At 30.7% G+C, this 14169-nt stretch carries 13 protein-coding genes; 5 read left to right on the top strand and 8 right to left on the bottom strand.

Translation table 11 applies throughout. The annotated features are described in order from the left end of the window. Positions 1-3 precede the first annotated feature (3 nt). The 5 genes from G4L40_RS01810 to G4L40_RS01830 are packed head-to-tail and all read right to left on the bottom strand — an operon-like array spanning position 4 to position 5789. On the bottom strand, positions 4-1695 hold the full coding sequence (locus tag G4L40_RS01810; RefSeq protein ID WP_166235423.1) for a DUF6909 family protein: 1692 nt from the start codon (positions 1693-1695) through the stop codon (positions 4-6). A 42-nt stretch (positions 1696-1737) separates the two neighbouring features. Next, positions 1738-2553 carry a carboxypeptidase-like regulatory domain-containing protein gene (locus G4L40_RS01815; protein ID WP_166235425.1) on the bottom strand — a complete coding sequence of 272 codons (816 nt, stop codon included), beginning with the start codon at positions 2551-2553 and terminating at the stop codon, positions 1738-1740. Then, positions 2553-3425 carry a carboxypeptidase-like regulatory domain-containing protein gene (locus tag G4L40_RS01820; RefSeq protein WP_166235427.1) on the bottom strand — a complete coding sequence of 291 codons (873 nt, stop codon included), beginning with the start codon at positions 3423-3425 and terminating at the stop codon, positions 2553-2555. The genes G4L40_RS01815 and G4L40_RS01820 overlap by 1 nt, the downstream gene beginning before the upstream one ends. A 2-nt stretch (positions 3426-3427) precedes the next feature. Further along, positions 3428-4918: a GH3 family domain-containing protein gene (locus G4L40_RS01825; protein ID WP_166235429.1), complete on the bottom strand. Its 1491-nt coding sequence runs from the start codon at positions 4916-4918 to the stop codon at positions 3428-3430. Between the two features lies 1 nt (position 4919). After that, complete coding sequence (locus G4L40_RS01830) at positions 4920-5789, bottom strand: murein hydrolase activator EnvC family protein (protein WP_166235431.1); 870 nt, start codon at positions 5787-5789, stop codon at positions 4920-4922. Positions 5790-5939: 150 nt separating this feature from the next. On the opposite strand from G4L40_RS01830, the gene tatA reads away from it, so the two are divergent. Continuing rightward, the gene (tatA, locus tag G4L40_RS01835) at positions 5940-6116 is read left to right on the top strand and encodes a twin-arginine translocase TatA/TatE family subunit (RefSeq protein WP_166235433.1); all 177 of its coding nucleotides are present in this window, start codon (positions 5940-5942) and stop codon (positions 6114-6116) included. Between the two features lie 54 nt (positions 6117-6170). On the opposite strand, the gene G4L40_RS01840 is transcribed toward tatA, so the two are convergent. After that, complete coding sequence (locus G4L40_RS01840) at positions 6171-8297, bottom strand: Tex family protein (RefSeq protein ID WP_166235435.1); 2127 nt, start codon at positions 8295-8297, stop codon at positions 6171-6173. Positions 8298-8351: 54 nt separating this feature from the next. Between G4L40_RS01840 and G4L40_RS01845 the strand changes: the two genes are divergently transcribed. Beyond that, entirely contained in the window at positions 8352-8624 is a 273-nt protein-coding gene (locus G4L40_RS01845) for a DUF1294 domain-containing protein (RefSeq protein ID WP_166235437.1), read from the top strand. Positions 8625-8633: 9 nt separating this feature from the next. Here the strand turns inward: G4L40_RS01845 and G4L40_RS01850 are convergent, their stop codons facing one another. Beyond that, positions 8634-9542, bottom strand: a complete 909-nt coding sequence (locus tag G4L40_RS01850; RefSeq protein WP_166235439.1) for a cation diffusion facilitator family transporter — start codon at positions 9540-9542, stop codon at positions 8634-8636. Positions 9543-9548: 6 nt separating this feature from the next. Beyond that, positions 9549-9980, bottom strand: a complete 432-nt coding sequence (gene rpiB / locus G4L40_RS01855) for a ribose 5-phosphate isomerase B (RefSeq protein WP_166235441.1) — start codon at positions 9978-9980, stop codon at positions 9549-9551. Positions 9981-10068: 88 nt separating this feature from the next. On the opposite strand from rpiB, the gene G4L40_RS01860 reads away from it, so the two are divergent. From G4L40_RS01860 to G4L40_RS01870, 3 genes are all read left to right on the top strand, one after another. Next, entirely contained in the window at positions 10069-10593 is a 525-nt protein-coding gene (locus tag G4L40_RS01860; RefSeq protein WP_166235443.1) for a DUF1905 domain-containing protein, read from the top strand. A 624-nt stretch (positions 10594-11217) separates the two neighbouring features. Then, on the top strand, positions 11218-13395 hold the full coding sequence (gene rnr, locus G4L40_RS01865) for a ribonuclease R (protein WP_166235445.1): 2178 nt from the start codon (positions 11218-11220) through the stop codon (positions 13393-13395). A 32-nt stretch (positions 13396-13427) separates the two neighbouring features. Next, entirely contained in the window at positions 13428-14096 is a 669-nt protein-coding gene (locus G4L40_RS01870) for a head GIN domain-containing protein (RefSeq protein ID WP_166235447.1), read from the top strand. The last annotated feature ends 73 nt before the right edge of the window (positions 14097-14169 follow it).

The raw sequence follows: 14169 nt of genomic DNA on the forward strand, positions 1-14169 counted from the left end.
TTATTATTGTTTTACATTAAAAATTTGTTCCAATATTTTAATCGTAATTAAATACGTTGGTTTTACTCCTGTGGTTCCTAGACCCCCTGAAGCCAATGTACTTCCAGTTTCTAATGGATTATCAGAAGCATAATAAGCATATCTAACTTTTACATTAGGATTGATGCTTTTTCTAATTTTTGAAGCCGATTGAATTGCTTTTTGATAATAAGCTCCTTCCATTTCTAATCCTATCGCTTGCCATGTAGATTCGTGGAAAAATTTCAATAAATCTCTATTTTGAAGTGATGTTCCTAAAACAGTAATCATTGGTCCTTCAAAAACCGGTATATCATTTCCTCTCAACATGTCTGCGGTTAATTCATTTTCAAAAGGATAATTATCAGCTGTTCCTTCATTTACATGAGAAGTTGGAATCATAATATCTCCTTTTCCTCCTTCTAAAATTCCAGCTTTACCCATTATAGAAACCGATTCTACATTTAAAAAGATTTTATTCTTATTTATTTTATATGGTTTCAATAACTCATCTATTGTTTCATAAGCTTGTTCTCCAAAAGCATAATCCATTACAATTAACACTGGTTTACTGTCGCCTAAATTTGCCTTTGCAAAAGCTGATTTTTTAATATCAATTTTTGCTGTATCAAAAATTTGAACATCAATATTAGTTCCAGATGTATCTGGTAAAGAAATCATTCCTTGTTGTAACGCAAAATCTTCAACTTTCTTGCGTAACTCTTTGTTATTTGAACTACTTAAATCTTCAAATATTTGAAAATCAGGCGCATCTTTGTATTTTTTTCCTAAAACAGGTTCTGCAAAAATAGAATTCATTACACTGTGCATATTGGCACTAATAATATGAATTGGTCTTTCAATTAAATTGTTTTTTACCAAAACTTCTTTAATGTCGTTTGCCCAAATTTCGCCATAAATATGATGTCCTAAACGCTCTCTTAAAATAGGGCTGAAAGTAATGGTTCTTTTATTGTTATCAACTATTTCTTCAATAGCTAACTTTCCTAACCAATAAACGATGTGTAAAAAACGCTCTGGTGTTTCTGCGGTACCAAAATCTTCATAAATTTCTTTTACTTCGGCAAATGTTCTTCCCAAAATATTTGAAGCATGGGATATTGCCTTTTCTCGATCAACAAGAGTTAGCTTTTTATTTTGTAAAACTACTTGTTCAAGTTTTTCCCAATCGCGTGTAAATCTTCCTTCTTCATCGATTAAAACTCTGTCTTTTATTTTATGTGATTCTATGAAAATGAAGGTCAAATGCGTTAAAATATCATAAATGTCAGAACGTCCACGTGTGATTTCGATATTCATTTGCTCGTCGTCAATACGGTAGCAATTTCTTCTTCTTTTTGGTGGAACAATTGCTTTAAAATGCGAATTTGAATAGCCTTCATCTGATGTTAAATTGATGTATCTACATTGCTCGATACCTACTGGTAAACGTTCAATTACATACAACAATCCGTTTAATTCTACTTTTTCTTCGGCAATTGAACCGTAAATTTCTGGTCGAAGTGCTAATAAAGCTTCTCTTAAAGTTTCACCTGAAACACCCATTGGTTTATAAAAACCTCTGTTGAATAAATGTCTCATGGTAATGTACAGTCGCTCAATAGCTGCTGAGGACTCTTGCGCTCTTGAGCGCGAAATGTTTTTAATGTCTTTCATTAATATTTTGTTTTTCTAACCTGCAAAGGTACAATATTTATTTTAGTTAGATAATACTAGATTTATGGCCGGTTCATTCAATTGTAACTTTGTAGCTTCCTCAGCTTTTTGTTTATTCCATTTTCCTCCTGAAAAAGTATAAAAAAAATCTCTTTCCACATAATTATATAAAACATAAGGCTGATATTTTGTGCCTGTTTTATTACTTTCAATTAACAACTTTTCATAGGCAACAAAAAGTCCATTTTTTGGAAATTCTAAATCAAATTGACTTAAGTTAAATTTGTGTTTAATAACGCCTTTTTTTAAAGTAACAATGTAATCTTTGGTAAGAAGTTCTTCTCCTGGCGCTCCATCTTTATCAACCTTGTAAAAGTGTAATTTAATTGTTGCGCTGTCAATCCTACTATCAGTAAAAATAGTGACTTGTTTTATGAATCTTGTTTTACTATATAATTTGTCATAAGGAAAAAATTTTGCCTCCACTTTTGGTCCATTATCAAATGCTTGAAAAGTTGTGTTTTTGATATTTCCTATTTCGATTTGTTTGGTTTCTTTTTTGTTTAGAATGACAACTTCTTTCAAATCAAAAGTTGCTGGTTTTAAAAACACATTTGACACTTGAGAAGCTTTAATGATTTTTTTTTCAAATCCTAAAATTGAAAAAATAATGTTTTTTTCTGGTTTTGTCTCTAAGAAAAAACTACCATCAATTTCAGAAGTGGTAGCTATATTTTCATTCTCCACCCAAATATTCACAAACGGAATTGGTTCTCCCGAAAGACTATCTTTAACCACGCCACGGATTTGTGCAGAAATAGAAAAGGATGTTAAGTATAGAAAAATGATATATTTCATTAGTTAGTTAAAGTTAGAGTTATTGCAGGCGCAAATGAACGTGTTTCTTTTTCGTTATATTTAGCTTTCTTTTGTTTTATCCATCTTGATGAGCGAAAAACATAACTAGTTTCATTACTATCCATACAATATTCTATATGAGGACCATAGTTCACAATATATGCAGTTTTTTTGGTGCCATTTACACTAGCTTTTTGATTATATTTATTTCTATCTATGAATAAACTTTCAAAACCTACAACTATTCCCTCTTTTGGGATTTGAATATTGTATTTTGAAACATCTACTGTTATTTTACTTTTTCCTTTTTTAACTTCAACAATTATTTCATCAGAAACTAAATCTTCTCCAGGCATTCCATCTGAATTAACTCCAAAAAGCCTAACTCTAAAAACACCATTTTGTATCTCGCTTTTTATGAAGAAACTCAAATCTTTTACAAAATTCAAATCTGGATTGTTTTCTTCTAAATTAAACTTTTTAGCAATAATCCATGGTACTACTTGACTTTCAGGTAAATAAAACCTTTTATTTAAAACGCCTATTTCAACCTCTTTTGTTTTCTTCGGAATTGATATTACCACTTCTTTTAATTCAAAATTTTTTGGTTTTAATAAAATGATTTCACTTTTTGTAGAGGTTTTTTTTATTTCATAACCCAAAGTCGAAAAAACCAATATTTTTTCTTGTTCTATCTTTAATGAAAAACTACCGTCAACTTCTGACGTAGTACCTATTGGTTCATTCTCCACCCAAATATTCACAAACGGAATTGGTTCTCCCGAAAGACTATCTTTAACCACGCCACGGATTTGTGAAAATGTAAATTGTGAAACAGCTAAAAAAATCCAAATCAGTCTTTTATCTTTCATCTTTATTCTTTTATCTCAAAAAACTGAGCAATTTTTCTATCGTTACTTAATCTTGGTAGTTTATTTTGTCCTCCTAATTTTCCTATGGATTTCATGTAGTCTTGGAAACCTTTTTTTGGAACCTTTGAAATTACTAAAGTTCGTAAAACATTACCCACAATTAAATCGTCATAATATACATTTTGTTTGCGCATAGCGTTATCAATTCGTAAAGCAAAATCGTCTAAATTATTCGGTTCATTTTCAAATTCGATGAACCATTCGTGATAAGGTAAACCTTCTGAAGGATTGATTTGTGGTGCAACTGTAAATTCGTTTACACTAACATTGGTGCCTTCCATCGCTTCTTTTAAAGCCGATTCCACTTCTTTTCCAATAACGTGTTCACCAAAAGCCGAAATGTAATGTTTAATTCTTCCCGAAACGATTACGCGATACGGTTTTAAACTCGTAAACTGAATAGTATCTCCAATATTGTAAGCCCAAAGTCCAGCATTTGTGGAAATAATTAAAACGTAGTTTACGCCTAATGCTACTTCACCAATCGTATAACGTTTTGGGTTTTCGGTGAAAAATTCGTCTGCTTTTATGAATTCATAGAAAATTCCAGAATTCAATAATAGCAACATTCCTTTTGCTGACTGAGAATCTTGGTATGCAAAAAAACCTTCTGAAGCTGGAAATAATTCAATAGAATCAACTTTTCTTCCAATTAGGTTTTCAAATTTTGCACGATAAGGTTCATAATTCACTCCACCATAAATGAATAAATTAAAGTTTTTGAAAATTTCGCCAACCGGTTTATTCGCTTTTGCTGCCAATTTCTCAAAATACATTTGTACCCAAGAAGGAATGCCTGAAATTACTGCCATGTCTTCATTAATAGTCTCGGCAACTATTGTATTTACTTTGGTTTCCCAATCTTCGATGCAATTGGTTTCCCAACTTGGCATACGGTTTTTTTGCAAATATTTAGGAACAAAATGCGCTACAATTCCTGATAATCGCCCTAATTTGATTCCGTTTTTTTCTTCTAAAATTGGACTTCCTTGCAAGAAAATCATTTTACCTGAAACGAAATCAGCTTTACCTGTTTCGTGTATATAACTTAAAATAGCATTTCGAGCGGCTTGAATATGAAACGGCATCGATTCTTTTGTCAACGGAATATATTTAGCACCTGAAGTGGTTCCAGAAGTTTTAGCAAAATATAACGGTTTTCCTTTCCAAAGTACATTTTCTTCGCCTTTCACCACTTTATCTACATAATGTTTTAACCCTTCATAATCTCGAACAGGAACTTTTTGAACAAAATCGGAATGAGATTTTATCATACAGAAATCGTGGTCTTTTCCAAACTGAGTTTGATTAGCCTGTTTGATTAAATTTTCAAAAACTTTTTGTTGCGTTTCAATAGGATTTGTAGCCCATTTTTGAGTGATTTTATGAATTCTTTTGGCAAAAATTTTTGCTGCTAAAGCTTTTAACGACATGCTAATTGAAATTGATAAATTGAGTTGGATCAATTGGGAAACCATCTTTCCATAATTCGAATCGTAAAGTGGCATTTGGCTTTTGTGGTGTTGAACTTCCTGCTAAAGCGATTACTTCTCCAGATTTTACTACATTTCCTTGAGATTTTGTAACCGAAGCTGCGTTTTTATATACAGATAAAATATCATCTTTATGACGAATGATTACTACATAACCAGCACTCGGTGTCCAATCTGAAAAAATAATTGTTCCTGCTCCAATTGATTTTATTGGCGTGTTATTTGTTAAAGCTATTGTAATAGCAAAATGTTTGTTTTTTGGATTATATTTTTCCAAAATTGCACCTTGAGCTGGAGGAAATAATACAAAACTAACTTTTGGTTCAGCTGATTCAAATACATTAAATTTATCTTCTTTAATTACTTGATTTCTTAGCTCTATTTCTTGTTCGGTTGGAGAAAGACTTTCATTGCTAATTCCTTCTAAATCGGATGCTTTTATTGAATCTTTATTCAATTTTGCATATTCTAAATCGCCTGTTAAAACTTTTTTTATTGAGGCAATATAGGCATTATTAAGTTTAACAGATTTTTCTAAAGAATCAGATTTAATTGCCATTTCCAAAGCTTCTTGTTTTAATTTTGAAGAAGCATATCCAGGAATATATTCGCGAAGTGGCGTAAATGCAATAATATAAGTTGTGACAAAAATGATTAAAATAGCACCAATAGAACCAACTACAAAAACATTCATCAAGTTTAATTTTAATGAAAAGGTTTCCTCAAAAGTATCTTCATTAAGAATAACTAATCTTCTTTTATTGTATAACTTTTTGAGAAGTAGTTGTCGTTTAAGTCGTTTATTAGGCATTTTTAAAAACAAATTAGTATCACAAATATACTAAATACAACGTGTTGTTACTTTAATACACATAATAATTAGTTAAAAAATAATGGTTTGTTAATTTCTTATTATCTTTGTAACGTATTAAATGAATAAAAGTTATAAATTTTACATATCATGGGAAAATTAGGTCTTACAGAAATATTAGTCATTTTAGCTATTGTTTTATTACTTTTTGGAGGTAAAAAAATTCCTGAATTAATGAAAGGATTAGGTAGTGGTATCAAAGAATTTAAAAATGCCGCTAAAGACGACCAACCTGCAAATTCTAAAAAAGAGGAAGAAACGAAATAGTTTTTGTAGATAAAAAAACAAAACCCAAATTATTAAGTAATTTGGGTTTTGTTTTTATAAAATCATCGTCAACTGAATGCGTTTTCTAGCTTCATCAACCTCAACTACTTTTACTTGCACATGTTGGTGCATTTTTACGACTTCGTTTACATCAGAAACATAACCTTCTTTCAATTGTGAAATGTGAACCAAACCACTTTCTTTGATTCCTAAATCTACAAAACATCCAAAAGCGGTAATATTATTCACAATTCCTGGTAAAATCATTCCGGTTCTTAAATCGGAAATGGAGCGAACATTTGGGTCGAATTCGAAAATTTTAGCAGCTTTTCTAGGGTCTAAGCCTGGTTTTTCTAGCTCTTTTAAAATATCTTTTAAAGTTAAAATTCCTATTTCAGCCGTGATGTAATTTTCAGGTTTTATTTGAGCGATTTTTTCTTTATTAGCAATTAATTCAGTGGTTTTTATGCCCAAATCTTTAGCCATTTTTTCCACAATTGGATACGCTTCTGGATGCACTGCAGAATTATCCAACGGATTTTTCCCATCACGAATTCTGATGAAAGCTGCCGCTTGTTGATACGCTTTTTCTCCTAAACGCGGTACTTTTTTCAATTGCTTTCTATCTTCAAAAGGGCCGTTTTCCGAACGATAGGCTACAATATTTTCCGCCATTTTTTCACCAATTCCTGAAACGTAACTCAACAACGATTTACTAGCAGTATTAATGTTAATCCCAACAGAATTCACACAACTCATTACCGTACTATCTAATGCTGATTGCAATTTTGTTTGGTCTACATCGTGTTGATATTGTCCAACACCAATAGATTTTGGATCAATTTTTACCAATTCTGCTAATGGGTCTGAAAGGCGTCTCCCAATCGAAACCGAACCTCGAACGGTTACATCATAATTAGCAAATTCTTCTCTAGCAATTTTACTCGCAGAATAGACAGATGCTCCCGCTTCCGAAACTACAAAAACCTGAACAGGTTTGTCAAAAGCGATTTTTTTGATGAAAAATTCGGTTTCACGAGAAGCGGTTCCGTTACCAATAGAAATCGCTTCAATATTATAAGCATTCACCATCGAACGGATTTTTTTCATTGCCATAGCGGTATCGTTTTGTGGCGCATGTGGATAAATAGTTTCGTTATTTAACAAATCTCCTTTTTCATCCAAACACACAACTTTACAACCTGTTCTATAACCTGGATCGATGGCTAAAATTCTTTTTTCACCTAATGGTGGTGCTAACAATAACTGACGTAAATTTTCGGAAAATACATCAATCGCTTTTATGTCGGCTTTGGCTTTTGCTTCTTGTAAGGCTTCATTTGAAATAGCAGGTTCTAACAAGCGTTTGTAACTGTCTTTTATCGCTAATTCCAAATGTTCAGTCGCATCCGAATTTTTATTTTTGATGATATTTTCTTCGATGAAATCTAGCGCTTCTTCTTTTTCGATTGCGACATTTAGTTTCACAAAACCTTCCGCTTCAGCACGTAACATAGCTAATAAACGATGTGATGGTGCTTTAGCAATTGGTTCCGCCCAATCGAAATATTGGGAGAATTTCTGAGCCGCCTCGTCATCTTTTTTGGTTTTAACTACCTTAGTTGTAATTTCTGCTTTTCTTTGAAACAAGCGACGTAAATTTTTACGAATAAATATATTTTCATTAATCCATTCGGCAATAATATCTCGAGCACCTTGTAACGCTTCGTCTTCGTTTTTTACATTCGCATTCAAATATTTGGAAGCTAAAAATTCAATATCATCATTTTTTTGACTCATGATGATTTTTGCCAAAGGTTCTAATCCGTTTTCACGAGCGACATCAGCTTTGGTTTTTTTCTTCTTTTTATAGGGCAAATAGAAATCTTCCAATTCTTGTAAATCGAAACTGTTTTCAATTTTAGCTTTCAATTCTGGAGAAAGTGCATTTTGCTCTTCAATCGATTTTAAAATGCTTTCTTTTCGTTTGATGATTTCATCAAATTGCTTGTTTAATTTTGAAATGGCTTCGATTTGTACCTCATCTAAATTTCCGGTTTGGTCTTTTCGGTAACGCGAAATAAACGGAATTGTACAATCTTCTGAAAGTAATTTTATAGTAGCTTCAATGCTCTTTGGAGCAATGTTAGTTTGGTTTTGAATGAATTGAATGTGAGTCATCGTAAATAAAAATTGAAATGCTAAAATACTATCTTTGAATAAAATTATAAACCTATGGAACCAATATTATTTTATTTATTGATGATAAATTTAATAACTCTTTTTGTTTGGGGTTATGATAAAAAAATGGCTAAAAAAAATGGTAATCGTATTTCTGAAATTCGTTTACTATGGTTAATTTTTTTAGGAGGCTTATTGGGGGGTATTGTTGGGATGTTACTTTTTAGACATAAAATTTCAAAACGAAGTTTTTTACTAAAGTTTTTTACAGTTGGAATACTTCAATTAATTGTTTTGCGATTTATCTTAAGAATTCTATGGAATTAATCTTGTTTTTTAATCTTGAACGATAAAATCTTTTGGATCTTCTTTCTTAAATTCAGGCTGAATTGTGATGTGATTAATTCCAAAGTTTTCAAACAAAACTAATTCTATACGGTGTAAAACTTCGTCGAATTGAGTTAACGTAAAATCTTCTGGACAATCTAAATGGGCTTCTAAATGAATTTCTTCTTCGTTTAAGTGCCAAACATGAATGTGATGCAATTTTCCTGCTCCAGGAACTTTATGAACTTCTCTAACAATTTCTTTAATATCAATATGTTCTGGTGTAAAAAGCATTAACATTTTTGTTGCTTTTTTTATCAAATCATAACCCACCACAATTAAGTAAACAGCAATTAAAATTGTCATCACACTATCTACCCAAAACCAACCATAAAATTTCATCAATAATCCACCTACTAAAACCGCTACTGAAGCCATCATATCGGTTAATAAATGCAAATAAGCAGATTTCATATTCAAATTATGATCGGCATCTTTTTTTAATAAAATCACTGACAAACCATTAACAGCAATTCCTAATACCGCTAACCAAATTACTAAATTTGATTTGATTTCATGAGGATGAAAAAAACGTTCAACAGCACCATATATAAGGATAAAAGCAACAATGATTAAAGTTGCAGCATTTACAAAAGCCGCAATAAGTTCGGCTCTTTTCAACCCAAAAGTTTGATCTATTGAAGCTTTTCTACGTGATAATTTATGAGCCACTAAACTAAAAACTAGCGAAAGCACATCAGAAAAATTGTGTAATGCATCAGAAATTAATGCCAAACTTCCTGAAATAATTCCGCCCACTATTTGAGCAACCGTAATTAGTAAATTCAATAAAATAGAATAAACTAAATTTTTTGCTTTTACTTCGTGTTTGTGAATATGAACGTGGTTGTGACTCATTTAAAACTATTTACAAGCTATTTTTTTTACACGATTAGCATGTCTTCCTCCTTCAAAAGGTGTGTTTAAAAAAGTATCTACCATTTCAATAGCTTGCTGAATAGAAGTATAACGCGCTGGAATGCTTAAAATATTTGCATCATTATGTTGACGTGCTAAAGCAGCAATTTCTTTTGTCCAACATAAAGCCGCACGAATGTCTTGATGTTTATTCACTGTCATAGCGATTCCGTTTCCTGAGCCACAAATTACAATTCCTAAATCAGCTTTTTTTGATTCCACATCATACGCTACTGGATGACCAAAATCAGGATAATCTACACTATCAAAAGTATCTGTTCCGTGGTTAAAAACAGTGTGTCCTTTTTCTTCTAAAAATTGAACTATAGCTTTTTTGTAGTCTGGACCAGCGTGGTCATTACCGATTGAAATTTTCATGATGTGTGTTGTGTTGTTAATTATATTTTACAAAAGTAATCATTTGTTGTTTTATATTAAATTAGCTTTGTATATAAAAATAAATAAAATGAAATTTCAAGGAAAAATAGACTCTTTTGCTGAAAACAATTTAGGACACGGACCATATATTGAAATTCCAGAAGATGTTTATAAAGAATTATTAAAAACAACCATTGATAAACGTGTAAAATGTACTTTGAATAATACAATTACTGTAAGTAGAGCAATGGCTCCAAAAGGAAACTTCCATTATATATTGTTAAACAAAGAGGTTTTAAAAGAAATAAAAATAAATGTTGGTGATGCTGTTTTAGTAGAGCTTCAACCAGATGAATCTAAATATGGTATGCCAATTTCTGAAGAAATGGAAGAGGTTTTATTTAGTGATCCAGATGGAAGTAATTTATTTCACAAACTAACCCCTGGTGTGCAACGAACTCTTATTCATGTTATTAATAAATTTAAAAGTTCTAACTTAAAAATAGAGCGCAGTTTTGTGATTTTGGAACACCTGAAAAAAAATAAAGGAAAAATAGATTTCAAACTTTTGCAAGAAGATTTTAAAAACTATCGAAACAATATGAAATTTTAATCTATTTCATTAAAAATCAACAAAGTATTCAACTTTCCACTATGATTTTTATCATATGTTAATTCTTTTTTGTAAATCATTGATAATCAGATAAATTTAAATTAACAACATTTGTTAACAACTTTAGATAGAAAATTAGAACTTTTTTTAGGTTGTATTGAAAAAATATGTAATCAAAAATTGAATTTAAAAAATCAAGGTTAGTTATCTTTTTTTGTTGAAAATTTATTAATAGTTTTTAGGTAGTTATTAACACAAATCTCTTATAAAAGTTATTTACAAAATAATAATAAAATCAACTATGAACATCTGTTGATAAGTTGATTATTAAAATTTTATATAAACTAATTTTCAATTCTTTACAATATTATTTAATTGTTAATTTCGTTGTATAAGTATCAATAACTTTTAAACAACACTATTATAAAAAAACTTATTCCACATATTAACACGCTATAATAACCATCATAAATTTAAATTTAATTAAAAATATTTTTTATTGTTTTTAATAAATGTTGAAAACTTCTTTTTTTCAATTTTGTTATAATTTGGTTAATTCTAATTTACGAATTCTTATTTCTAATTTCTTCTTCGTAACTTTCAACTTTAATTAGAAATGATACAATGAGTAAGAAACCAAAAAAATTAGGTAAAAAACCAAAAGATTTTACTGCACAAATATTTAAAATACTTTCAAGAGAACCTTCTAAATCTTTTAATTACAAGCAAATAGCTGCTGTTTTAGAGTTAAGTGATACCAAAAGCCGAAACGAAATAATTAGAGATTTAAAAATACTTAAAGCACAAGATAAAATTCACGAAACAGAAATTGGAAAATATCAAATTATTTCCAAAGCCGAATATTACGAAGGAATTGTAGATATGACGTCTCGTAAAACAGGTTATTTTGTTTGTGACGAATTAGAAGACGATGTTTTTATTCCGTTTATCAACTTGAATCATGCTTTAGATGGTGATAAAGTAAAAGCGTATATCTACAACAGAAGAAGTTCACGTAAACCAGAAGCTGAAGTTTTAGAAATTTTAGAACGTAAAAAATCAGAGTTTGTTGGAGTTATTGATGTGCAAAAAAACTTTGCTTTCGTAACGACTGCGAATGCTAAAATGTATACTGATATCTTCATTCCAAAAAATAAAATTGGTGATGCAGAACACGGAGATGTTGTTTTAGTAACATTAGAAGATTGGCCTAAAAAAGCCGATTCTCCTTTTGGTTCCGTGATTAAAGTGTTAGGAAAACCAGGTGAACATAACACCGAAATTCATGCGATTTTAGCTGAATATGGTTTACCGTATGATTTTCCAATTGAAGTAGAAGCTTATGCAAATAAAATAGATACTTCAATTACTGAAGAAGAAATTAAAAAGCGTCGCGATATGCGTGATGTTTTAACGTTTACGATTGACCCGAAAGATGCAAAAGATTTTGATGATGCGTTATCGTTTCAGGTTTTAGAAAATGGAAATTACGAAATCGGAGTTCATATTGCAGATGTTTCGCATTATTTACAAGAAGGAACAATTCTAGATGATGAAGCTTATAAAAGAGCAACTTCGGTGTATTTAGTTGATAGAGTGGTTCCAATGTTACCAGAAGTGTTATCCAACTTTGCTTGTTCACTTCGTCCACATGAAGAAAAATATACCTTTTCAGCAGTTTTTCAACTGAATAATAAAGCAGAAGTGTTAAATGCTTGGTTTGGACGAACCGTAACGTATTCTGATCAACGTTTTGCGTATGAAGAAGCTCAGAGTATCATCGAAACTAAATCAGATGCAATTCCAGCCGAAATTTCATTAACTGGAAGCGAATATATCGTTCCAAAACCAATTGTTGATGCTACTTTAAAAATGGATGAATTAGCTAAAATTCTTAGAAGAAAAAGAATGGCAGCTGGAGCGATTTCTTTTGATAAAGTAGAAGTGAAATTCAATTTGAATGAAGATGCGGAACCAATTGGAGTTTACTTCAAACAAAGTAAAGATGCTAATCATTTGATTGAAGAATTTATGTTATTAGCGAATAGAAAAGTAGCGGAATTCATTGGAAAACAGAAGAAAACTTTTATTTACAGAATTCACGATGAACCAAATGAAGATAAATTAATTAATCTTCAAACCGTGATTGCTAAGTTTGGTTATTCAATCAATTTCCGATCTAAAAAAGATATTTCGAGTTCTTTGAATAATTTACTTTCAGAAGTTGTTGGTAAAAAAGAACAAAATTTAGTGGATACGCTTACGATTCGAAGCATGAGTAAGGCTGCTTATTCAACTGAAAATATTGGTCATTATGGATTAGCATTTGATTATTACAGTCATTTTACCTCACCAATTCGTCGTTATCCTGATGTTATGGCACACCGTTTGTTACAGTATTATATAGACGGCGGAAAAAGTGTTAGTGAAGAAGAATACGAAGAAAAATGTGAACATTCTTCACAAATGGAAGCTTTAGCCGCTCAAGCAGAAAGAGATTCTGTCAAATACATGCAAGTAAAATACATGCAAGATCATAAAGATCAAGAGTTTTTAGGTGTAATTTCTGGAGTTACCGAATGGGGAATTTATGTGGAAATTATTGAAAATAAATGCGAAGGAATGGTTAGAATTCGTGAAATTAGAGATGATTATTACACCTTTGATGACAAACAATATGCTTTAGTAGGTGAAGTTTCTAAAAATATTTTACAATTAGGAGATGAAATTTACGTTAAAGTAAAAAATGCCGATTTAGTGAAAAAACAATTGGATTTTCATTATTTAAGAAAGAGAGAGTAATTATTTTTTTATAAGAATTTAAAAATATTAAAATGAAAAAAATAGTTTATAGTTTACTAATAATTAGTTCAATAGCTTTTGCACAAACCGAAAAAAACGTTGGTGATTTTACCAAAGTAACCGCTTTTGATAAAATTGATGTCAATTTAGTTGCTTCATCTGAAAATAAAATTATTTTGACTGGAGCTAATTCTCAAGAAGTAGAAGTAATTAATAAAAGTGGTGAATTAAAAATCAGAATGCCTTTGACAAAAATGTTAAGTGGTGATGATGTTTCTGCTACCGTTTATTACAAAAAATTAGACGCTGTAGAAGCAAATGAAGGAAGTAGAATTGCTTCAAAAGATGAAATTTCAGCAATAAATTTTGATATCATTTGTAAAGAAGGTTCTGAAATTAAACTTACTAATTTACAAGCAGATAGATTACAAGTTCGTGTTTCGCAAGGAAGTATTGTAACTACAAAAGGAACTGTTAAAAACCAAGATATTTTATCGAATTCAGGTGGAAAATATGACGGTCAAGATTGCAAAACAGAACAAACTGTAGTTACTGTAAACGCTGGTGGAATGGCTGATGTATATGCTACTGATTTAGTGGATGCTAAAACAAGAGCTGGTGGAGAAATCACTATTTATGGGAAACCAAAACAAATCAACGAAAAGAAAATCGCAGGAGGAACAATTGAACAAGCGAAGTAAGTTTGTATTCAATCATTAGTTTTAGTTGGCAGATTTTTTTGTAAATTCGTATTTTATTAAATGCACTGAATAC

This window comes from Flavobacterium celericrescens (assembly GCF_011392075.1).
GTDB lineage: Bacteria > Bacteroidota > Bacteroidia > Flavobacteriales > Flavobacteriaceae > Flavobacterium > Flavobacterium celericrescens.